We start from the raw sequence: 20,399 nt of genomic DNA on the forward strand, positions 1-20,399 counted from the left end.
CGGGGTTCCTGGCGTGCATCGGCTGTGCTGCGCCTCGGGGCTATCCGGGTATCTGCGTGCCATCGCAGGCCGGCCCATTGCTGGGATGCCTGCGATGTTTGTGCATGGAGGGTGTCGGTTTCCCGACTATTTGCTGCGGGGATCAGCCAAGGCGGGATTGAGGCTTGTTGTACTTGCGGTCGTACATCGCATCGAGCTCAGCCTTGATGCCTGCTCGCTTTGGATCGTGCTGCGGCATGGCCGCGAGTTGAGCGCGCAGCTCGGAAGCCCTGACGTTGAAGTCCGCCTCGTTGATCTGTCCACCGTTGATGGCGCTGTCTTCCTTGAGCTCCTTGCCGATGTTGGCAGTGAAGGCGATGAAGTCCGGGTCGTTGCCGTACTTGGCCATCAGGGAATCGAAGTTGCCCGGCTTACCTGGCTCGCTGGCGAACGCTTCGGCAGCACGATAGGACGCGGTCACGTTGGTTTTCATGGCCGCCTCATCGGTCCACACGGCCTTGAGCGCGGCGGTGCAGTCCTGGGCAGTGAGCTGAGCGCCGCCTTCAATCAGACCTGGAGCCGCCTTCATGTACTCGCCGATGACGTACTGCACCTGGTCATTGCTCAGGCCCTTGGCGTGGGCCCCCTTCAGGAACGACTGGGTGCTTTCGTCCTTCTTGAACTCATCCCAGTTGAAGCCCTCGACGCCTTCCAGCTTGACCGTGTATTCATCGACGGTCTTGGGCGGTGCATCACCAGAACCCAGGCGGGTTTCGAGATGCTTGTAGGCCTCGGCAACCTTCCGCGACGATGCTTCCAGATCAAGGCTGCCGTCCTCTTTGTTGGTGCGGTACTTCTCGGGGATGAAGTCAGTGGTGGCCGCATTGCCCAGCACGGACGCAGGGGCTGGTGCTGGCGCGGGAGCCGGTGCAGGGGCTGGAGCGCCACCACCCGGCTGCCCTTCTGGCGCTGCCTCGGCCATCAACATCAGGCCCATGAACCGGGCGAAACTATTCTTCAAACGCATTGGTATCTACTCCGTTTGCTCTGTTGATTTGGGAAACGATGAACTCCAGCACGCGGCGCTGGCCGTCTCGCTGGTAGGTTTCGAGAACCGCATCAATCCCGCCCTTGACCACGGCGGGACGTGCGAACTGATTGGTCAGCGCGTCGAGGATCAACCGGCCTTCGTGGTGGTCCTCGAACACGCGCTTGTACATCGCTGCATCGACTTCGATAGCCATTACGCTGCGGCCCCTTGTTGTTTGATGGCGGCCTCACTGGCCTGCTGCTGGATCATTTGCTGCTGGGCCTGTTCCTGGGCCTGCTGATTGGCTGCGGCACGGTCCTCGCGGATCTTGTCGCGGTCGGCCTTACTGCGCATGACGGAGGACGGAACGCCGAGCGCCTCACCCTTGAAGCGCTGCGCCTCGTCCATGTCGATGTTGTCCATGACGGTTGGATCAGTCTGAGCAACGACCAGGGCGCCGGCCACGAACTGGTCAATGGCCGAGACTTCTTCCAGCTTCTGCGAGCGGGCCAGCGGCGACAGGTAACGCACGGTGAAGTTGCGGCCGGCCAGAGACTCTGGCGCCGTGCCGAGCACGCCAGCGCGGTAGGCAATACCAAAACACCGCTCGATCAAGGGTTGCAGGTACTCGGTTTGCAGGCGGCCATAGACCGGGCCTAGCAACTGACGGATCAGGTTCACGCGGACGTGCACTTCAGTGGCAGTCATCGCCGGGCCGTCCTGCGCCTGGAGCTGATCGGCCATCAGGATCTTGCGGATGGAGGCCTGCAAGCGGGCGATCTTGGTCTCGGCGTACTGGAAGTTCGAGCCGCTCTGCAACGGCTTCATGCTGTCGACGCTGTTGGCCACGATGATCTTGCGCGGGCCGACCTTGACGGTGCGTGGGTTCAACACGCCGTCATCCTCCGCAATCCACATGCCTGCGATGGCCAGGTCACCGGCTGCAAGGTCCATCCTGCAGAGTTCGTTGAGGGTGCGAGCGTCCGGCAGTGCATCGAACACCGGGCCAACCGCGTACACGCTGTCGGGGATCATCATCCAGCGCGGCACAACCACCGGCATTTCGTGGTAGCCCGACTCACTGACCAGGTGCTTGGCATCCACCTCGACCTTGCACGACGCAATCGCCATGTTCTTCGCCAGCTTGGCGCCGACCATGTACGTGGTGCGCGGATAGATCGCGTGCACGAACTTGACCAACTCCTGCGGCTTGTCCTTGGCCAGCTTGCGCGTGCCCTCGCTGACGTTCTCTTCACCGAACTCATTGACCGCCTGTTCAGCGGTCAGCTTGTACTCGCGGTACACGGTGTCGATCTTGCCGCCTGCCTTGGATGCCGAGGCGTACACGCTCGCGATGGGCCACAGGTCGAAGGTGAAACCGCCCTTCTCCCTGTCCTGGTCGATGTACAGGGCAAACCAACCAGCGCACACAACGTCAATCAGCCCCTCGAAGGCGGCTGCGTCGAAGTTGGATGCGTGGATGTTCTGCCAGAGGATGTCGGCTGAGTCGTCCAGCCACCGGCGTTCCTCGTCGGTTTCCTGCCCAACATCCATGCCGAACCACAGGGAGTTGGCGGGAGTCAGGCCCGACATGATGCCGCTCGACAGGATTCGGGCCGCGTCCGTGGTGGTCCCGTCGATCATCCTGGCCTTGCGCATCTGCGCTTCCATGGCCGTGATCTGCTCAGTGCAAAAGCCACTGCCCCGGATTGGGTAGCTGTGGTCAAAGCAATCGCGCCAGACCGACTCATGCGGCGAGCGGAGAGACTTCAAGGTGCTCAGCGTTTTGGCGATCTGGGATGCGTTCATGCTCCGAGTGTCCTTTTCCCTTGCTCAAGCACACTGCCGGCGGCACCAGCGGAAGACAGCAAGCTGCTCTCGGCCTTGCGCTTCTTGCGTGTGGCGGTTTCTTCGTTGGCCTTCTGTGCGGCCAGGTCGGCGGCCTTCTGCGCTTCGACCTGTGGGTCTGGCGCGGCGACAACTTTGGGTTTCTTCGGCTTGCTTCCCATGTGCCTTACTCCTTGACCGGTGGTTCAGGGCACAGCCAGCCGTCTGGTGTCATCACCGGCTGCTTGAGCGTGGCTGCGTCGATGGCTTGGCTGGCCTTCGGCCGCGCGGCCTGAACCTGTGGCTTGGCTGCGGCGTCGTCCTTCGGTGCCTGCACGAACGGCTCACCGCCGGCATTCATGCGCTCGACCTCGGCAATGATCGTCACCTTGTCGCCAACGAAGTCGCCAACACGGGCGGCCTCGGCGTCATTGGTCACAACGTGCCAACGGCCACCGGCGCTGTGCTTGGCGACATAGAGAACGGGTGCGGCGTCGTCCTTCGGAGGATCGCCAGCGCCTGTAGTGCCGGCGGCGGCTGAGTCGAGCGGCGTGATGGTGGCGAGCGGCTCGCCCGGGGTCTTCGCGATAAGGTCTTCTGGTGCGGGCATGGTCGTGCCTCCTGTGCTGCTGCGGGTGGGTACCAGGAATCAGGCGAACGGGTCAGCAGGCTTGGCGATGGAGCGCACAAACCACATGAAGCCCTGTTGCAAGTTGGTCTTGGCCAGCGCCAGCAGTCGCGGGTCAACGCCTTCGATCTGCCCGATCTGCTTGAACAGTTCGCCGGCGTCAGCCTCCAAGGCCTTGATCGAGTTCATACCGTCAATCTCGGCCTGACTCAGGTCGCGGTAGCCGGTGATTTTCTTGTGCTGGTTATCCATGGTTGTGGCCCTCTGCTGATGGGGAATCAACGAATTGAGGGCCAAGCATCTTGGAGGTGGGCTGTCGGGTTCCCGACTATTTGCGAGGGATGCAGACGGTATTCACGTAGTCCACCAGGCCGTTCAAGGCGATGATGGCTTCGTCACCGTCATTGGTGATGGCGACAATTCGTTGAGCAGCCGCGGGGTCAATGTCGGCTCGCGCTTCTGCATCATCCAGGCTGGTGGGGCTGGTGGTGGCTCGCACTGCGGGACAGGTGGCCTTGATGGACAGCCGGCGAGCGCCAGCAGCGACATCAGCACGAAGCTGGTTGTTAGTGGCTTGCGCATTGGCCAGCTCCTGGGTGTGTTGGGTGTCGAGGTCGGCCAGCAGGCGCTGGGTGTTACGGCGGGAGTTGGCGACGTTGGTCAGCGTGGTGACCTGCTCTGCGGCGCTGGCCAAGCTGGTGCTGACGTGATCGATGCGCCACAGAGCCAGCAACAGCCCGATGGCCAGTGCGGCGCAAAGGCCGGCGAGGATCCTCATTCCAGCGCCCTGCGCACGCCTTCAACCAGCACGGAGTCGGGATACGCAAAGCCCGCGTTTTCGTGATGGATGATCGCCTTGACGAAGCCCTGCATCACGCTGGCTGCGTGCAGATCGATCTCAGCCCCTGGCTTGGTACCGGTGTTGGCCTCAACGGCACGCACATAAGCACCTGTATCGTTCTCAGTGCTGGGTGCCCATCGACTGATGATCGCCTTGACGGTCTTTAGCCCGTGCTTGTCCTGGTACGTGAGCAGCAGCTTGCCCAGGGCACGGATCCCGTTCTCTGGTGTGTCGAAGCGGGCGAACCGTTTCTCCAGTGCTGGGTTCGGCGGGAGTTGGCCGCGCCACTTGTTGGCTGGCACGTAGTCGATGTTGCCCGGGTTGTTATTGCGGACGCCGCGAGTAGGAGTAGCCATCAGTCCATCCTCAGGATGCGCGCCACGTTGCCGCCTGCCCGGTACACAAGCACCACCAGGACGAGCAGAACGATCAGCAGGAAGGGGGAAACGGCGGGGGTTGGCTTCGAGAACAACACAGCCAGCAGGATCGACAGCCACTCACAGCCCGTTGCAGCGGCGAGTGCGTAGGCCAGCCATGAAACGCCAGCCCGGTAGCGGGCACCCTCACGGCGGTAGATGGCGATACGAATGCAGATGGCGCCACACAGGGCGCCCGCCATCAAAGTCCATGGATCAACCATTGCGACCTCCGAATCTGTCAGCGATGAACCGCAACCAGCCCGGAACCTTGCCGCCCTCGAACCACTCAAGGAGGCTGATGCAGACGGCCACGCAGAACAGCGCGCCGAAGAAAGCGACTAGGCCAGATGTCCTGGCCCACTCACGACCGACAACCTCGCTGGCCACGTAGTAGCCCAGCACCCATGACGCGATGAAATACCCAAACCGGGCGAGTGCGGTCAGATCCTTTGCGAACACCACGAAGAACATGCCGCCAGCGAACGCGCCCACCACTGCGTTCACGTCCACGCCAGGCCAGAAGCTCACAGCGGTGACGCCGATAATCCCTGCGCCAGCCACCACCGCACTGCTGCTCGGCTCTGCCATTTGATACCTCGGAAAGAAAAACCCCGCACAGTGGCGGGGTCGGGTTATTCGACGAGGCAAGAATCGGTGGGACTGGGTGTCGGGTTCCCGACTATTTCGGCTTGCCTCGCACCAGGTCGTTGGCAAGTTCTGTCTTGGCTGCATCCTCACGCTTCTTCCTGGCGCAGCTGGAGCACAGCCTTTTTGCCATGTCCACGTTCCGACCAAGAGGGTACGAGTTATTGCACTCGGGGCAGTTCACTTGCACACACATCGCTCTTACCTCAAACCTTGGAGTGATAAGCCCACCAGTCGCCAACCGCGACCATGGGCAACCTTGCGCGGTCGTTTCCGGTGATCTGGCACCAGAACGACACAAGGCGCTCGCCCTCCGTGTAGCGAGGTTCAGCGCCCTGTTTCCAACCCAACAACGTTGTGCGTGCAACACCGATGGCGTCCGCAACCGACTGCGGGGAATAGCCGGTGCGCGACAGCACGGTTATCACCGTGAACCAATCAACCCGCTGTTCGACCACGGCCAGCATGATCAGGCCCCAAACGTGCGCGCACGCGAGGCAGAGAGCGATTGCGCGTCCTCCGCCCCCTCAATTCCCCATCGAATCGCCTTAGTCATTTCAGCGATAACAGCGGAAAACTCCATAACCGGATCAGTGCATTCGTCGAAGTGAAACGGGTGGATAGCTCTGCGGTACCCGAGCAGCGCCTCAGGCTCACCAGGTGCTGAGAGATCCACATCGACGCCGATCATCACCCAGCCGTTGTTCAGCTCGCGGCAGGCCCATTGCAGGATTGGTTTTGGCATAACTCCCCCGAGTTTCATTGGCAGACGGTTGGCAGGCCGAGCATGTAGAGCTTGAAGGCCGCCGCCCCGACAGCGACCAGAGCGATGAATCCCAGCGCGATCGCTGTGCTCATGAGGGTTTCCCTTCCAGTGGTACGACACGAACGAGAACGCCCGGGGTCTCGCCATAGCGCTTGCTCTTGCTGACGTTGACCACCTGAACGTCATCGATCCAGACCACACCGTTCATGCCGTCGAAAATTGCTTTTTCCACGTTGTCGATGTCGGGTTTTTTCGTTGGCAGAACATCGCCCGCCAGAGCTTCGGCGCGTTTCTTCTTCGACCAGGACGCGGCTACGCCGACCACAATTTTCATTTCGACCAGAACCGGCCCGGCGATCAGCTCACGGCCCTGCATGGCCTGCTGTGCCGACATAGCGACCAAACTTTCGTAGTTAATCGTCTGGTCCGTTGGGTGCATGCGTGCGAATCCATGCATGGTGCTAAGGCGCATTCGACCTTTGCCAATTGCCTTTCCTGGCACCATGAACGAAACGGGCTTGAGCTCAGACATGGTCATCTCTCCGGATGTTGAGCTTGGCCAGCAGCATGGCGCGGCAGGCCTTTGGGTCTTTTGGGATTTCGAGGGTGTCGACGATGCGGTCGACTTCCTTGCGGTAGTGTTCGAGCTGGACCTGCTCGCGCGGACGCATTCCGTCGTGACCAATGCCATGGGCAATGCGGCCTTCGAGAGGCTGGCCGGTCTGGGCGCGGCGCATGACGATGGCGTAATTGCGTTCGAAGCGTTGGCGCAGTGCCTTGTCGCCTGGCTCTGCGGTGTGTAGGTCGAATGTGCTGGTAGCTTCTGCTGCGATGCGAACGGCCTTGTGGCTGTACGTGCCTGCACGCGCTTCATCCCAAGCCTGGGCTTCAGATGGCAAGCCCTTGACCTGCTGGCACAGCGCAAGAAAAACGTTCGCCGGCGGTGGCCAGTCGAATTCAGCGCTGCGCTCGATCAGAGCGGTCAGGCCGTTGGCGAGCTGTGTTCCGGATACGCCGGCCAGGACCTTGGCCCAGGTGTGGTCGGGGTTAGCAATAACGCCAAAGCTCGAAGTCCAGCGATGCCCGTAGAACTCAGCCATCTTGACCCACAACTGATCCAGTAGCCGCTGCGACAGCATCTCGCTCGGCGATTGCGGCTCTGACACGGTCTGGAGCAGAGAGGGGGCCCGGGCGTGCAGATCCTTGGTGGCGACCTTGGGGACCACGGCCTTGATGGTTTTGGGGATTTCGTGGTAGTTCGGCGTTTTGGAGTCCATCGGTAGTTCTCCCGCTGGCTTGCTGGATTCGTTGGTCACGCTTGAGGTGTTGGGCGAGTGCGTGCTCCCACTTGGCGTGGGTGCGGTGTTCGTCAGGGGATGCAATCCAGAAGGATTTGAATTCTAGGAACTGGTCTTGCTCGAAGACCTGGCCGCCCATGGCGTTCATGGTCAGAACCGCGGCGAATGATTTTTCGTCCGGTTGCCAGTCCGCTGTCATGGCGAATTTGGTTCGCGAGTCGAAAGCGTCCTGCGTGTGTAGTGGTGGTGTATCTCTTATCTCTTCTCTTCTCTTCTCTTCTTTATTCGTTGAGTTTTCGTTCAACGGGATTTCAACGGGCGTTGAACGAGCGTTGCGAGCCTTTGTCGGGCGGGCCTTTGCGGATTGCTTGCGAGCTTCGGCGGACGCCTTTCCTGCTGCAATTCGCTGCTCTTGCGTTGCGCGAACAGCTTCCAAGTCACGCTCAATTCGGTCGTGTACCCACTCGTTATCACGCTCGTTGAAGAATTCCCCCAACGACCGCTCAACGTCCGTCCAGCGCTCGTTCGAAAGCCGCGTAATACGGGCCAGCCGTGACATCGGGATAGGCTTTCCGGTCTGCCAGTAGTTGAAGATCAGCAGTAGGTAAGCCCCATGCTCTTCAGTGGTGAGGTGCATGGTGTCGGCCAGGTAGTCGGCGACGTAAAGCTGCATATACGGGAGGGCTGCCATAGTCAGTCCTCCTCCAGCTGATCGACGTGCTGGACGTGCTCCATCCAGCGCTTGGCCTGGTGGAAAATCGCCTCGATATCGCGCTGGTTGAAGCAGCGCATGTCATTCGGGACAACCTTCAGCCCCAGCACCGCCAAGATCTGGCAGAACTGTTCGAACTTCTCCGGCTTCATGCGGCTGATGGTTGCCTCGTCGCAACCCACTGCAAGTGCGACAGGGGCGTTGCCGATCGATGCAAGGCTCTGCATGAGAACGGAGTAGTTCTTGCGGGCCCTTACGGTCTGCTCTTGGTTCAATGGGTTCGTCGACATGATCAGGCCGCCTGTTCACCGGAGTCGGGGAACCGCTCCGGGTAAAGGATATGGATCTCGGTGATTTCGCCGTCGAAGACCTTGCTCAGGTTCTCCGCAAGACCTGCGGAGGCACGCTGAACCCCGCGTTCAACGCGAGAAAGGTTGCCGGAGTCGATGGCGTCACCGATCAGAGCAAGACGGGCCGAAACATCGGCGAGCGTCCATTTCTTTTCGAGACGAGCACGTTTTAGGGGAGTCATGGCGGTAGCCCTGAGTTGATTTCAGGGTAATTCTGCGATTAGCGCAGATTTAATGCAAACAAATTCTGCGCCAATCGCTTTGCGTATAACGCAGCAAGACCGGAAAATTCGCCCATGGATATCGGACAGATCATCAGAAACGCACGGAAAGCTAAAAAGCTCTCCCTCGAAGAACTCGCGCACCAGGTCGATTCAGACTCTGGCAACCTCTCGCGTCTGGAGCGTGGGCTGCAAAGCACCACCCCGGAAAAGCTCAAGCAGATCATGAGCGTCCTTGGTATCAAACTGACCCCGCAACAAGACGCTGGAATGTCGAACGTGCAGATGGCCCTGCAACCGAGTCGGGCGCCTAAGGAATATCCTTTGATCAGTTGGGTAATTGCTGGTGAGTGGGCGGAGTCCTGCGACAACTTCCACCCGGGCGATGCAGACCAGTGGCTTGCTTCCACAGAGAATGCTGGGCCTCATGGCTTTTGGCTGGACGTTAAAGGCGATTCGATGACCTGTAACGGAAATCCGAGCTTTCCAGAAGGCTCTCGCATCCTGGTACAGCCCGAAGCCGATCTGATCAGTGGAAAATATTACGTGGTGAAGCTGCTCGACAGTGGCGAAAGCACGTTCAAGCAGTACATTGAAGATGCAGGACTGAAGTACCTTCGCCCGCTGAACCCGAGCTACCGCACCATCCAGATCAATGGTGAGTGCAAGTTCATTGGCCGGGTAATCGACACCAAGATGACGGGGCTTTAAATGCGAACCTCGACGGATAAAGCAGTTTGGCGCCAAGCGCAGACTTACGCCGTGATGGCTTTTATTGCCCTGGGCGCCATCCTACTGGGGCTCTGGATGCTGCGGGCGCATGTTGCCAGCAGCTACCGAGACGCCTTTGAGTCAGCGCTCTACGTGGCTTGTTTCTTCGCAATATTCGCCGTTCGCCCACTTACCGATCTGTTTTACTCACGCCTGATCCGCCGCTAACTCCCCTTCTCCGAAATCAAGCCCGCCGCGTGCGGGCATTTTTGTGCCTGCGATTTATAAATCTGCGCTTGACGCAGAAACATTTCTGCGCATAATGCAATCCATGTTCTGCGATTAGCGCAGATTAGAAACCCGGCGAAAGCCAGCGCTCTTTAGTTACACCAGGCAGCAATGGTCCGGCCTCAACGGACCAGATGGGGGGCCTCCACCCAGGGCGCGAAGCGTAAAGCGCCAAGACTGGAGAGATCGCAGCCTGCAGGGCGTGGCGATCTGTCGAGGCCTCAAGCCTCCCGAACAAGTCATCGCCCAGTCCGCAGGTGGCGTGTAACAGCGGCCAGCAACAAACGAATTCAAAGCGCCTTGGCAACAGGGCGCATCGGATAGCGCTCGGCTGCGACCGCACCGAGATAGCAGGGTGGCCACCTTTCCCCGAGCCAGAGCGGATTGTCCGCGGCGTAGACGGGTTACTCGCCGGCCAGATTCGAGCGCTATCCGATGCACAACCACCCGCAATCACGGAGGCGACCATGTTCAATAAGACAGCACGAACGATTTTCGAGGAGCGGCTTGAAAAGGCTCGGGGCCTGACCACCGGTGACCTGGTCGGCTCCGAATCAGAACTTTGCTACGCGGCTGGGATGATTTCCTACGCCCTAATGTGTGGCGACGTTGACCACACCGAATCGGCCTTGCTGCACCACCGGGTGAATTCGGTGCGCAGCAACCGAGTAGCACGGCTCTGCCGAGATAATCGGATGGCGCGGACATGACAATCATCGCCAGAACCTGCAAGGAACTCGCCGAAGCCCTGAATAAGCAGGGCTTTTTTCTGGTCGCCGATCTGCCGGAGAAAACCAAAATCGAAATCCGGCGCGGAATGATCGTGGTGCACATGCCATGACCGCCCGCCAGCGTGCCCGCCGAGTGCTGATCTGGCGCGGATCTTTCTCCGCCATCACCGTTTTAACTCTCCTGATGCTGCTCGGCGCCCTCGCCGACCGCGTCACTCAATAGGAAAACACCATGCCAATCGATCCTCGGGCAAACGCCCCCGAGCGCATTGCTGCACCCGCGCCGCTGCCTCACATCAGCCGCCGTGCACTCAAACGCGTGAAGAACCCACTCCCTGCGCCGACCGTCTGCCGTTACTGCGCTGGCCACGTCGAGCTGGTGAGCAATTCCGAAATCTACAACGGCCGGGAATACGGAGATTGGCCATACGCCTACCTCTGCACCGATTGCAAAGCCTATGTCGGCCTGCATCCGGACACGGACATTCCGCTGGGCACACTGGCTGCGCCGCAACTTCGCAAGGATCGCAATGCAGCCAAGGACGCCTTCCACCGCGTTAAGGAAAAGCGCGGCTTCAGTCGCTCCCTTGCTTATCAGTGGCTGGCCGAAAAGATGGGCATTGAGGTCGGCGAATGCCACTTCGGATGGTTCGACCAGGCCGACTGTGCAAAGGCCTTTGCGCTCTGCACTGAGGATCTGGCGGCCAGCCCCAACACCAACAATGCCTGGGTACAAGCATTCAAAAATGCGAGGAAAATCACATGGCCGTAACCACAGTCCGTGCCTCGTCGTGGGGCTCGCTGTTCGACTGCGCCTTCAAGTGGGAGTGGATACACCTTCTGGGGCATCACTCGCCCAGCAGCCCGCGCGCCCACCTGGGCACGTCGATCCACACAAGCACCGCGGCTTTCGACGTTTCCCGCATGAACGGCAGCAACCTGACCGCATTCGACACGGCCGAGCTGCTGATTCACACCCTGCGCAACCCTGACCGGGACGTTGACTGGAAGGCCGACAAGCTGACCATTCAAGAGGCCGAACGCATCGCCCTTCCCTTGCACACGATGTACTGCAACGAAATCAGCCCGCGCTATGAGTACGTGGCCGTTGAACGTACAGCCACGCCGCTGGAGATCGATTGCGGCGGTGGCGTCATCGTTCGCCTGACCGGCCAGCTTGACCGGGCCCGGATATGCAAGACCGGTGACGGCAAGGGTATTGCCGACGTGAAGACTGGCGGCGCCGCTGTCAGTGAGGGCGTGGCGAAGACCAAAGGCCATGCCGCGCAGATCGGCACCTACGAAATTCTCGAAGAGCACACCACCGGCGAGCCCTGCACCGCCCCGGCTCACATCATCGGGCTGAAGACGAAGGGCAAACCCGAGGTGGGGATCGGCGAGATTCGCAACGCCCGCCAGATGATGGTCGGTACCGAAGAGTTTCCCGGCCTGATCCAGATCGGCGCCGAAATGTTCCGCACCGGCCTGTTCCCGCCCAATCCCCAGAGTTTCCTGTGCAGCGCGAAGTACTGCCCGCGCTGGTCCTCCTGTCCTTACCACGAGTAACCACTATGACCCAGACCACCCTTGCGGCAATGCAGACCAGCGCTGTCGCCGCACCAAAGAACGATGCACCCATGTCGCTGCTGACAGGTTCGGGCTTCGAACAACTGCAGCGAGTCGCAAAGGCCCTCGCCGGCTCTACCCTTGTGCCGGTGCAGTACCGCGCATTCACCGAAACGAAGGAATACGGCAAGGTCGTGGGTCATGTCGCGAATGCTGCCGGCCTGCCCAACTGCGTTGTAGCGCTGAACATGGCGCTGCGCATGGGTGCCGATCCACTAATGGTGATGCAGAACCTCTACGTCATCGAAGGCCGCCCGAGCTGGTCGAGCCAGTTCATCATCGCAATGCTCAACAGCTGCGGTCGTTTCAGTCCGCTGCGCTTCGACCTGAGCGATCCTGGCAAGGTCGAGGAACTGAAATACAGCGCCACGTTTTGGAAGGACGGCAAGAAGGTCACCGAGCAGCGGACGGCGAAGATTAAGCATCAAACCTGCACCGCCTGGGTGATCGAGAAGGAAACCGGTGATCGGCTCAACGGCCCGACCATTTCCATGCAGATGGCCATCGATGAGGGTTGGTTGACCAAAAACGGCAGTAAGTGGCTGACGATGCCGGAGGTCATGTTGCGGTACCGGGCAGCCAGCATGCTGGGACGGCTTTATGCGCCCGAACTGTTGATGGGATTGCAGTCACGCGAAGAGGTCGAGGATTTCATCGACGCCACGGCGGACGCTTCCGGTACCTACTCCGTGGACATCAATGATCTGCGCGATAAAGAGCCTGAGCCGCCAGCGATCATCGATGACGATGCCGACCAGGTCGACGCTGATGCATCCGATTCGCCGGAATCTGCATCAGAAACGTCCGAAACCGCAACAAATCAGGCCGAAACCGTTACAGAAACAGCCGAAACGGTCACCGAGGTCCCCGCCGACACCAGCAACCTGCAATTCGAGTAACCGCCATGGCTACTCAATCAGTCACCGAGATTTACGACCGCATTGAGGAGTTCGCCGCCCTGTTAGCCGTCGCTGAGCTTCACGCCAGCGGCGCCTGGGAGTTGGAGTTCGTCGAGAACTTGCGGGCCAACTTCAAGCGCTATGGCGCCCACACCCATCTGAGCCCGGCGCAACAGTCGAAGCTCGAACGCATCGCGAAAGCGTAGGAGTCACCAACGATGAAAACTGAACACATGGAAGCCATCGAACGCGCCAAGCTACATGGCCTTATGCCGTCGATGCTGGCTCATGAGCTGCTGGAACGCGACCTGGTGGAAGCGGCCATGTTCGAGTGGAAGAACATCGCTGCCCCATTCAGCAAGTTGAACGAGGGCCAACAGCAGGAAGTCATCGATCGACTGACGGAGAAAGTTCATGAAGCCGTGCACGGTGCGATTGCGATCATCGCTTCCCGCGGCTCGATCACCATCCCCTGCACCATGAAGCAGATCAAGGTGGACGCAAAAAACCTGACTGTAACGTCGGTAGTTGATGCCAAGGATAAGAACAGGCATGGGCTAACCGACAGCGCCGGTCACATCTGCCTGCTGGTTCTTGCGCCCGACGACTATGACGAGGGGCTCGACAGCATCAAGCCAGAACGCGACCAGCATGACCTACCGCTTCATGTCAGCAATCTGACCGGCAGCCTGTTTGATGGCAAGCCTACCGGGGCAGATGAGCCGGACGGTCAGGATTACACGCCATTGACCGACCCCTTCTATGACCGGGCCGTTGCTTTCGTGGTTGAGAGCCGCCGGGCTACGGCTTCATCGGTTCAGCGGGAACTTGATATCGGCTTCAACCGTGCGGCCACGCTTCTCGAAGCGATGGAGCAAAACGGCGTTGTGAGCGGGATTGATCACACCGGTGCGCGGGAAGTTTTGTGGGAGCCGGGTGCTGTAGCACAAGCCAACAGTGAACTGCCAGACGATCTGGTTGACGCTGAGTTTAAACCAGAGGGTAAAGAGTTCGGCGATTTCAGCTACGAAGACGCCGCCCAGCTGGTGGTGCTCCACGCCAAGACCGTCGACGTCGCCTGGCTGCAACGTCGCCTAGCCATCGACAGCGACCAGGCCATCACCCTGCTGCTGCGTCTCGTCGACAACCAAGTGATCGAACTCGAAACCGAGGCCGCACTTGTCATCGAAAACACCTACAAGGTCATCGCCGAGCTGGCGAACCTAAACCTGGAGTAACCGCCATGCGCCTGAATCACCTATTCGTCGAGAACTTCCAGGGTCTGCAAGCGTGCAACCTGGATCTGGCCGCACCAATCACGCTGGTCAGCGGCCCGAACGGCGCCGGCAAGTCCAGTCTTCAGGAAGCAATCAACTTGGCGTTGGGTGGTTCGGCGCGGGTTTCCCTGAAGAAGGACTACAAGCAGCTGGTCACCGAAGGCCAGAAGAAATCCCAGATCATTGTCAGCCACGACGACGTGGCCAGCAGTTACACCCTGCCAGATGGCAAGGGCGACCACACACTGGCTGTCGGTGACGAGTACCTGCCCTACGTGCTGACCCCTTCCCTGTTCGCCAGCCTGAAGGACGTCGAGCGCCGCAAAATGCTGTTCGCGCTGACCAAGTCCAGCAGCAAACCACAGGTGGTGGTCGACAAGCTGCTGGCCAAGGGCGCCGACGCGCTCAAGGTCGAGAAGATCAAGCCGCTGCTGTTGAGCGGTTTCACTGCGGCTCAGGACCAGGCCAAGACCTACACCAGCGAATGCCGCGGTGCCTGGAAGGGACTGACCGGTGAGGTTTACGGTAGCGAGAAGGCCGAGGGCTGGATGGTTGAAATCCTGCCGTTGCCGGACGATGCGCCCGAGGTGACCCAAGATGACCTGGTGCAGGCGCAGAAGGAATTGACCGACGCCGCCACCGAAATCGAGAAAGGCACCCAGCATCTGGGCGGCCTGAACGCCAAACGCGAAGCGGCCGACAACCTGGACGCCCGCAAGACCGAACTCGAAAAGATCTATCTCGAACTGAACCGCCGGAAGACCAAGCTCGCCGCCACCAACAAAGAGCTGGAGCCGTGGAAAGCCAAGGTCAGCGAGGCTGAACAACAGGTCACCGCGTTCTCTGGTGAAAACCCATGCGCCTGCCCTGAATGCGGCGTGAAGCTGAAGATCGTCGGCAAGGTGCTGGAGCTGTTCAAGGGCAAGACTGCTGACGCGGCCAAGCTGGCGCAGGCTCAGGCCGATCTGAAGAAGGCGAACGACGCCTACAACCTGCTCGCCCGCACCCAGGTCAACGACCAGAAGGCCGTCGATGAATCCGAACAGGCCGGCCGCGATCTGGACGCCCTGGTGAAGAACGCCCCTGAAGCAATCACCGACGCCATGATCGAACGGGTCGAAAATGCCATTCAGGTACAACGCAAGCTGCGCGACACCGCCAAAGCCAAGGTCGACGCCATGTCCGACCGACTCGACCTGATCGCCAGCGCCGAACAGAAGGCAGAAGACGCCGCCGCACACCACGCTGACGTGAAGGCCTGGACTGTGATCGCCGACCTGCTGGCACCGGACGGCATCCCGAGCGAGATCCTGAAAGGCGCACTCAAGCCATTCAACGACAGCCTGGCCAAAGCATCGACGTTGTCGAACTGGAAGAAAGTGCAGATCGGCGCCGACATGAACGTCACCGCAGGCGGCCGCTTGTACACGCTGTTGTCCGAGTCAGAACGGTGGCGCGCTGACGCACTACTGGCCCTGGCCATCGCCGAGCATTCCGGATTACGGTTTGTGATCCTCGATCGCTTCGACGTTCTGGATCTGCCCGGACGAGGCCAACTGCTCGGCATGCTGGTCGCCATGGCCAAGGCCGGCACCATCGATAGCGCCATTGTCTGCGGCACCCTTAAGGCCAAGCCCGCCAAGTTGCCGCCAGAAATCAACGCGGTGTGGATCGAGGGCGGTGTTGCCGCCGGCGACCAGCAACTACAGGAAGCAAGTTGATGCGTAAGGTCGAACTGAAACGAAAGGTGTTCGTTCCAGCATCCGGGGACGTTCGCGGCCACTGGAAAGACGTCGAACCGGTGATCGCTACCTTCCACCAGTTTGGCGCGGCGTATGAAGAGTTCGAATCAGGCCCGGGCAACTACACCGTGGCCATCGGCGAGTTGCCAGACGGAACCGTCGAAACCGCGAACCTATATGACGTCCGCTTCATCGAGTAACCCACCCATCGCAACACCACAGGCGCCTACGGGCGCCTTCTTTTCGCCTGGAGAAAACCAATGTCCGATTTGATCTGCGTGTTCGACACCGAAACCACGGGCTTTCCCAACTGGAAAATCCCGAGCGACGACCCGTCGCAACCTCACCTCGTCGACATCTGCGCCCTGCTCTACACCCCACAAGGTGAACTGGTCGACTCGTTCGAAGCGATGGTCCGGCCGGATGGCTGGATGATTCCGAACGATGTCTCGGTAATTCACGGCATCACCACGGAAATGGCGCTTGAACAGGGCATTCCTGAACTTGAGGCCCTTGGCGGTTTCCTGAGCATCTACATGCGTGCCGGGCTCCGGGTTGCGCACAACTGCGCATTTGATGACCGAATCATGCGCATCGCGATCATGCGTTACATCGGCAAGCAGGCCGCTGACGTCTACAAAACGGAGACTAGCTACTGCACAGCCACCAGTTCGAAGCCCATCTGCCAGTTGCCACCCACCGAGAAGATGAAGGCGACCAACTTCAAAAACTCGTTCAAGACACCAACCGTCGCCGAGGCCCTGTTGCACTTCACCGGTGAAGAACTGGTCGGTGGCCACCGCGCCCGGCCCGACACCGAGGCCTGCGCCCGCATCTACTTCGCCATGAACCCGCCTGCTCAGGTGGCCTAAATAAAAACGCCCCGTGAGGGGCGTTTATTTATTCAGATTTCTGTCCGTTTCCGACGCTTCTACCGCGATCAAGCCCCCAATCAATAGCTTGCCCGACCGTCATGTCTTTAACGTCGTCCGTGTAGTCCTCAACGATTGGCTTTCCCTCAGCGCTGTAAACCCCAACGAATAGCTGAATGGTGCCATCGCTTAGCTGCCTGCAACACGATTCGACAAATGCTCCGTTTGTCAGTGTGTCCTCTTTACTCACATACGACTGCCGAACAGCCGCCCACTCGAAGTACGTTTTTGTCCTTTGACGACTCGCCAATCCCATTGCCCTACCCCTTGCTGTAGTTGAGCAACGAGTAAGGCACAAGCTTTCAATTTACGCCAACAGGCAAGGTCCCCCAATGAATTCACTCGCACAACAGACGCTCGCCAGCGCCTTGGGCAAAGCCTTGCCCGCGCCAAAGCTGTTACCGCCAATCGTGGCTAATGAGCCGTTGCCCGATCTGGTTATCACCGGCCCCATCAACCGGGTGATGGAACTGGAGGGTAAGCGGTTCGCCCTTGAGTTTGTGAGAGGGCTCGGCGCTTCCATCCGCCGCGAACCCATCAGGATCAAGGCCATTGCAGACCTGACCAAGTACGCCGCCGCGCAGCCTTCCAGCGTGGCCAGCGGCGTGAAGATCGTCATTGATGTGCTGAAGGGGGCTGCATGAAAGAGCGCCCGATTCTATTCAGCGCGCCGGTGGTGCGCGCCATTCTCGAAGGCCGGAAGACGGTCACGCGGCGGGCACTCAAGATGCCCCACGGCTTCTGGGAAACATCTGAAGCGGGCGAACTGGTGCCGATTCCTGCCAACTGCCCATTCGGCAATCCCGGGGACAGGTTGTGGGTGCGCGAGCCGTTCGGTGAGGTCTACGAGTATTGCGATCACCCCGAAATGCCCGGCTGCCCAACCGAGTATTGGCACATCGCCTGGAAATACCGGGCAGACGCTGAGACGCCTGAGATTGAAGACGGGGTGTTCGAAGGCTGGCGCCCAAATATTCATATGCCGCGCCGTGCGAGCCGAGTCGTTCTCGAAATAACGCAAGTCAGAATTGAGCGGTTGCGCGATTCGGAAGACTTGGAATTGCTGGATGAACTGGGCGACATGCTCGAGGACTGTGATAGCGCCGCCGGAAAGGAGTTCTTGCGCATCGAGCATTTGCAGTCAGCTGGCGCACCACTCCGGATGATCCCTGAAATGTACGGCTTCAAAGCGTTCTGGGATGGGAAGCACGGCGCAGGGAGTTTCGATGCCAACCCGTGGGTCTGGGTCGTCGAGTTCAAGCGGGTGCCCATAACTAACCAATTCGGGGGAGATAGTGATGAGTGAAGTGAAGCGTTACCACGTGACCGAGGCGGGGCTCGTTGAGGGCCAGTCCCTGGGGCGAATCAATGTTGTTCTGGGGGCCGACTTCGACCGCGTCGAGGCTGAGCGTGACGCCCTGCAGTTGCGCCTGAACGCAGCGGATCAGGCCTTGGACGAGGCCGACGATGGTTTTTCCCTGTTGAGCCTGGAAGCTGGGCGGCGGATCGATCTTCTGGAGGGACTGCTGGAGAAGATGCTCAAGGCAATGAAGCGAACGTATCAGGCAGGCCGTGACCGCATCGTTGACCTGGGCGGCGACTGTGACGGCGTTGAATACATGATGAACAGCGACCTGACGGTTCAGGAAGTCCGAACCGTGCTCAAGCCAGCCGATGAGGCTTGCCAGTTCCCGCAGTCGTGCACCACCCGCTGCGACTGCGACATTCCAGACTTCAGCCCCGGCAATGGCAACAAGGCGCGGCGCCGAGCGGAAGCGCTGCTCGGCTTTAAGGTCGTCGAGGATCCGACACTGGCGCCCGGTGAAATCAAGTTGGTGCAGCCGACAGTCAAGGATGCCGAACAATTCAGAACCTGCCTCGGATGCTTCGGCGCTGGCACCATCTGCACCGGTATCGAAGAAGCATCCTCAACAATCTGCAACGGGTGCAACGGCACCGGGAGAGAGAACCCATGAACACCGCACGCAACGATCAACACGAAGAGCCGGTCGAGTTCATCCGGCTGCCGAAGGTCAAGGAACTGACCGGCCTGGGTACCACCAAGATTTACACCATGGCAAGCGAGGGTCTGTTCCCAAAACAGGTACCGCTGGGTGGCCGGGCTGTAGCCTGGGTGAAGGCCGAGGTTCTGCAATGGAACAACGACCAGCTCGCCGCCGCCCGGGGTCAGCCTTCCAACTCGAGCTTATCCAAGTAATCTGCCCAGTCCTGCATCATCCCCCGCCGCTGTTCCACGTACTCCGCGTGGTTGTAGGTCTTCCTTACTTTGCTTGAACTCGCATGCGAAAGCTGCGCCTCGATCCAGTCCTCGTTGTAACCCATCTCGTTCAAGGCCGTTGAAATCGTGGCACGGATCCCGTGCCCGGTCAGCTTGCCTTCATACCCCATGCGCTTTAATGCAGCGTTGACCGTGCCGTCACTGATTGGCTTGCTCGGGTCGTTGCGGCCCGCGATCAGCAGTTTGTAACTGCCGGTCAACTGATGCACCTTGCGCACCTCTTCAACCGCCTGCCGCGACAGTGGCACCAGATACGGCGGAATCTCACCTCCCTCCTTTGTTCGAATCATCTTCCTCAATTGCTTCACGCCTTCTGGCGGTATCGTCCACAGCGCGGCGCCCAGGTCAAACTGGGCTGCCGTCGCATGGCGCACCTCGCCCGTGCGAACACCGGTCAGCAGCAAGATACGAATGGCGCTCTTCGTGTAGCCAGCGCAGTCGAAGCCCCTGAGCGTGTGTAGGAAGGCTTTCAGGTCGCGCTGCCTGAGCATTGGGTTGTGCTTCACCGGCGGCTCTTTGGCGGCGACGATGTCCAGGTCAGCGGCTGGGTTCATGTCCAGGTAACCCGAGGCAATGCCAAACCGGAATATCTCATTGAGCCAGGCGCGACACTTGCGGGCCGAGTTCAGCGCCGCGCGCTTTTCCACCCTGCGCACAGCCTCAAGTACATCGGATCGCTTCACCTCGGCCACAGGGATCTTGCCCAGCACCGGGATCAGGTCCTTGTCCAGGTAGAACCTCGACTGATAGGCGGCACCTTTTTTAGCCACCACCAGCCGCGGGGTTTTGAAGGTGTGCCATTCGTTGGCCACAACTTCGAAGGTCTTGACCGCTTCCGATGCGGCGGCGCGTTTCTCTTCCCGACGCTGCAACCGTGGGTCGACACCCTTGGCGACGAGCGTGCGAGCCTGATCCCGTAGTTCGCGGGCTTCCTTTAGGGTGATTTCGGGATAGGTGCCCAGCGACATGCGCGGCTGTTTACCGTGCCAGGAAAACCTGAAGTGCCAGGACTTGGTGCCATTGGGGGCGATGAACAGGGAAAGGCCGCTGGCATCCGTGAGGGTGAAGCTTTTGTCGGCCGGCTTGGCCTGTCGCACAGCGGTATCAGTGAGGGGCATTAGTACATCACCAAGTCACTCGAATTAAGAAGTGCTGAATGATGTACTAAAAGTGCGCGG

The 20,399-nt window shown here is 59.9% G+C and carries 34 protein-coding genes; 16 read left to right on the forward strand and 18 right to left on the reverse strand.

Annotation, left to right across the window (positions count from 1 at the left end; genetic code table 11):
• Positions 1-142 precede the first annotated feature (142 nt).
• The 17 genes from ACM6IT_RS02575 to ACM6IT_RS02655 all read right to left on the reverse strand — a co-directional run bounded on the left by ACM6IT_RS02575 (position 143) and on the right by ACM6IT_RS02655 (position 8,677).
• Entirely contained in the window at positions 143-1,006 is an 864-nt protein-coding gene (locus ACM6IT_RS02575; protein ID WP_414917432.1) for a hypothetical protein, read from the reverse strand.
• The gene (locus ACM6IT_RS02580; protein WP_057976781.1) at positions 990-1,223 is read right to left on the reverse strand and encodes a hypothetical protein; all 234 of its coding nucleotides are present in this window, start codon (positions 1,221-1,223) and stop codon (positions 990-992) included. Before ACM6IT_RS02580 ends, ACM6IT_RS02575 begins: the two co-directional genes overlap by 17 nt.
• Positions 1,223-2,818, reverse strand: coding sequence for a portal protein (locus ACM6IT_RS02585; RefSeq protein WP_414917433.1), 1,596 nt, complete (start codon positions 2,816-2,818; stop codon positions 1,223-1,225). Before ACM6IT_RS02585 ends, ACM6IT_RS02580 begins: the two co-directional genes overlap by 1 nt.
• The gene (locus tag ACM6IT_RS02590; protein WP_414917434.1) at positions 2,815-3,018 is read right to left on the reverse strand and encodes a hypothetical protein; all 204 of its coding nucleotides are present in this window, start codon (positions 3,016-3,018) and stop codon (positions 2,815-2,817) included. The genes ACM6IT_RS02585 and ACM6IT_RS02590 overlap by 4 nt, the downstream gene beginning before the upstream one ends.
• 5 nt (positions 3,019-3,023) lie before the next feature.
• The gene (locus tag ACM6IT_RS02595; protein WP_414917435.1) at positions 3,024-3,446 is read right to left on the reverse strand and encodes a hypothetical protein; all 423 of its coding nucleotides are present in this window, start codon (positions 3,444-3,446) and stop codon (positions 3,024-3,026) included.
• A 39-nt stretch (positions 3,447-3,485) separates the two neighbouring features.
• Complete coding sequence (locus tag ACM6IT_RS02600) at positions 3,486-3,716, reverse strand: hypothetical protein (protein ID WP_414917436.1); 231 nt, start codon at positions 3,714-3,716, stop codon at positions 3,486-3,488.
• 76 nt (positions 3,717-3,792) lie between these two features.
• A complete protein-coding gene (locus ACM6IT_RS02605) occupies positions 3,793-4,242 on the reverse strand; it encodes a lysis protein (RefSeq protein WP_414917437.1) in 450 nt (149 codons plus the stop codon).
• Complete coding sequence (locus ACM6IT_RS02610; protein WP_414917438.1) at positions 4,239-4,661, reverse strand: structural protein; 423 nt, start codon at positions 4,659-4,661, stop codon at positions 4,239-4,241. Before ACM6IT_RS02610 ends, ACM6IT_RS02605 begins: the two co-directional genes overlap by 4 nt.
• A complete protein-coding gene (locus ACM6IT_RS02615) occupies positions 4,661-4,945 on the reverse strand; it encodes a phage holin family protein (RefSeq protein WP_414917439.1) in 285 nt (94 codons plus the stop codon). Before ACM6IT_RS02615 ends, ACM6IT_RS02610 begins: the two co-directional genes overlap by 1 nt.
• A complete protein-coding gene (locus tag ACM6IT_RS02620) occupies positions 4,938-5,312 on the reverse strand; it encodes a putative holin (protein ID WP_414917440.1) in 375 nt (124 codons plus the stop codon). The genes ACM6IT_RS02615 and ACM6IT_RS02620 overlap by 8 nt, the downstream gene beginning before the upstream one ends.
• Positions 5,313-5,575: 263 nt before the next feature.
• Entirely contained in the window at positions 5,576-5,836 is a 261-nt protein-coding gene (locus tag ACM6IT_RS02625; protein WP_414917441.1) for a hypothetical protein, read from the reverse strand.
• Between the two features lie 2 nt (positions 5,837-5,838).
• Positions 5,839-6,114 carry a hypothetical protein gene (locus ACM6IT_RS02630; RefSeq protein ID WP_414917442.1) on the reverse strand — a complete coding sequence of 92 codons (276 nt, stop codon included), beginning with the start codon at positions 6,112-6,114 and terminating at the stop codon, positions 5,839-5,841.
• A gap of 109 nt (positions 6,115-6,223) precedes the next feature.
• The gene (locus ACM6IT_RS02635; protein ID WP_414917443.1) at positions 6,224-6,667 is read right to left on the reverse strand and encodes a RusA family crossover junction endodeoxyribonuclease; all 444 of its coding nucleotides are present in this window, start codon (positions 6,665-6,667) and stop codon (positions 6,224-6,226) included.
• Positions 6,660-7,235, reverse strand: coding sequence for a hypothetical protein (locus tag ACM6IT_RS02640; RefSeq protein ID WP_414917444.1), 576 nt, complete (start codon positions 7,233-7,235; stop codon positions 6,660-6,662). Before ACM6IT_RS02640 ends, ACM6IT_RS02635 begins: the two co-directional genes overlap by 8 nt.
• Positions 7,228-8,124, reverse strand: a complete 897-nt coding sequence (locus ACM6IT_RS02645; RefSeq protein ID WP_414917445.1) for a DUF1376 domain-containing protein — start codon at positions 8,122-8,124, stop codon at positions 7,228-7,230. The genes ACM6IT_RS02640 and ACM6IT_RS02645 overlap by 8 nt, the downstream gene beginning before the upstream one ends.
• Before the next feature lie 2 nt (positions 8,125-8,126).
• On the reverse strand, positions 8,127-8,435 hold the full coding sequence (locus tag ACM6IT_RS02650) for a CII family transcriptional regulator (protein ID WP_414917446.1): 309 nt from the start codon (positions 8,433-8,435) through the stop codon (positions 8,127-8,129).
• A 2-nt stretch (positions 8,436-8,437) separates the two neighbouring features.
• Positions 8,438-8,677: a helix-turn-helix domain-containing protein gene (locus ACM6IT_RS02655; protein WP_414917447.1), complete on the reverse strand. Its 240-nt coding sequence runs from the start codon at positions 8,675-8,677 to the stop codon at positions 8,438-8,440.
• A 114-nt stretch (positions 8,678-8,791) separates the two neighbouring features.
• Here ACM6IT_RS02655 and ACM6IT_RS02660 point away from each other — a divergent pair, with 114 nt between their 5' ends.
• From ACM6IT_RS02660 to ACM6IT_RS02735, 16 genes are all read left to right on the forward strand, one after another.
• The gene (locus ACM6IT_RS02660; protein ID WP_414917448.1) at positions 8,792-9,427 is read left to right on the forward strand and encodes a LexA family protein; all 636 of its coding nucleotides are present in this window, start codon (positions 8,792-8,794) and stop codon (positions 9,425-9,427) included.
• Positions 9,428-9,655 carry a hypothetical protein gene (locus ACM6IT_RS02665; protein ID WP_414917449.1) on the forward strand — a complete coding sequence of 76 codons (228 nt, stop codon included), beginning with the start codon at positions 9,428-9,430 and terminating at the stop codon, positions 9,653-9,655. It begins immediately after the preceding gene.
• 527 nt (positions 9,656-10,182) lie between these two features.
• On the forward strand, positions 10,183-10,425 hold the full coding sequence (locus ACM6IT_RS02670) for a hypothetical protein (protein ID WP_414917450.1): 243 nt from the start codon (positions 10,183-10,185) through the stop codon (positions 10,423-10,425).
• Positions 10,422-10,556 (forward strand): hypothetical protein, encoded by a 135-nt coding sequence (locus tag ACM6IT_RS02675; RefSeq protein WP_414917451.1) that lies wholly within the window; start codon positions 10,422-10,424, stop codon positions 10,554-10,556. The genes ACM6IT_RS02670 and ACM6IT_RS02675 overlap by 4 nt, the downstream gene beginning before the upstream one ends.
• Positions 10,557-10,678: 122 nt before the next feature.
• A complete protein-coding gene (locus tag ACM6IT_RS02680) occupies positions 10,679-11,218 on the forward strand; it encodes a zinc-finger-containing protein (RefSeq protein WP_414917452.1) in 540 nt (179 codons plus the stop codon).
• On the forward strand, positions 11,209-12,012 hold the full coding sequence (locus ACM6IT_RS02685; protein WP_414917453.1) for a PD-(D/E)XK nuclease family protein: 804 nt from the start codon (positions 11,209-11,211) through the stop codon (positions 12,010-12,012). The genes ACM6IT_RS02680 and ACM6IT_RS02685 overlap by 10 nt, the downstream gene beginning before the upstream one ends.
• Positions 12,013-12,017: 5 nt before the next feature.
• The gene (locus ACM6IT_RS02690; RefSeq protein WP_414917454.1) at positions 12,018-12,971 is read left to right on the forward strand and encodes a hypothetical protein; all 954 of its coding nucleotides are present in this window, start codon (positions 12,018-12,020) and stop codon (positions 12,969-12,971) included.
• A 5-nt stretch (positions 12,972-12,976) separates the two neighbouring features.
• On the forward strand, positions 12,977-13,177 hold the full coding sequence (locus tag ACM6IT_RS02695; protein ID WP_414917455.1) for a hypothetical protein: 201 nt from the start codon (positions 12,977-12,979) through the stop codon (positions 13,175-13,177).
• Positions 13,178-13,189: 12 nt separating this feature from the next.
• Positions 13,190-14,209 (forward strand): DNA translocase FtsK, encoded by a 1,020-nt coding sequence (locus tag ACM6IT_RS02700; RefSeq protein ID WP_414917456.1) that lies wholly within the window; start codon positions 13,190-13,192, stop codon positions 14,207-14,209.
• Positions 14,210-14,214: 5 nt separating this feature from the next.
• Complete coding sequence (locus tag ACM6IT_RS02705; protein WP_414917457.1) at positions 14,215-15,969, forward strand: AAA family ATPase; 1,755 nt, start codon at positions 14,215-14,217, stop codon at positions 15,967-15,969.
• Positions 15,969-16,190, forward strand: a complete 222-nt coding sequence (locus ACM6IT_RS02710) for a hypothetical protein (protein WP_414917458.1) — start codon at positions 15,969-15,971, stop codon at positions 16,188-16,190. The genes ACM6IT_RS02705 and ACM6IT_RS02710 overlap by 1 nt, the downstream gene beginning before the upstream one ends.
• Before the next feature lie 60 nt (positions 16,191-16,250).
• Positions 16,251-16,862, forward strand: a complete 612-nt coding sequence (locus tag ACM6IT_RS02715; protein WP_414917459.1) for a 3'-5' exonuclease — start codon at positions 16,251-16,253, stop codon at positions 16,860-16,862.
• Positions 16,863-17,254: 392 nt separating this feature from the next.
• On the forward strand, positions 17,255-17,566 hold the full coding sequence (locus ACM6IT_RS02720; RefSeq protein ID WP_414917460.1) for a hypothetical protein: 312 nt from the start codon (positions 17,255-17,257) through the stop codon (positions 17,564-17,566).
• Positions 17,563-18,228, forward strand: coding sequence for a hypothetical protein (locus ACM6IT_RS02725; RefSeq protein ID WP_414917461.1), 666 nt, complete (start codon positions 17,563-17,565; stop codon positions 18,226-18,228). Before ACM6IT_RS02720 ends, ACM6IT_RS02725 begins: the two co-directional genes overlap by 4 nt.
• Complete coding sequence (locus ACM6IT_RS02730; RefSeq protein WP_414917462.1) at positions 18,221-18,898, forward strand: hypothetical protein; 678 nt, start codon at positions 18,221-18,223, stop codon at positions 18,896-18,898. The genes ACM6IT_RS02725 and ACM6IT_RS02730 overlap by 8 nt, the downstream gene beginning before the upstream one ends.
• On the forward strand, positions 18,895-19,140 hold the full coding sequence (locus tag ACM6IT_RS02735; protein ID WP_414917463.1) for a helix-turn-helix transcriptional regulator: 246 nt from the start codon (positions 18,895-18,897) through the stop codon (positions 19,138-19,140). The genes ACM6IT_RS02730 and ACM6IT_RS02735 overlap by 4 nt, the downstream gene beginning before the upstream one ends.
• Here ACM6IT_RS02735 and ACM6IT_RS02740 read toward each other — a convergent pair.
• The gene (locus ACM6IT_RS02740; RefSeq protein WP_414917464.1) at positions 19,110-20,339 is read right to left on the reverse strand and encodes a tyrosine-type recombinase/integrase; all 1,230 of its coding nucleotides are present in this window, start codon (positions 20,337-20,339) and stop codon (positions 19,110-19,112) included. The two genes, ACM6IT_RS02735 and ACM6IT_RS02740, sit on opposite strands and share 31 nt — an antisense overlap.
• Positions 20,340-20,399 lie beyond the last annotated feature (60 nt).

The organism is Pseudomonas sp. IT-P4, assembly GCF_949767755.1.
GTDB lineage: Bacteria > Pseudomonadota > Gammaproteobacteria > Pseudomonadales > Pseudomonadaceae > Aquipseudomonas > Aquipseudomonas monachiensis.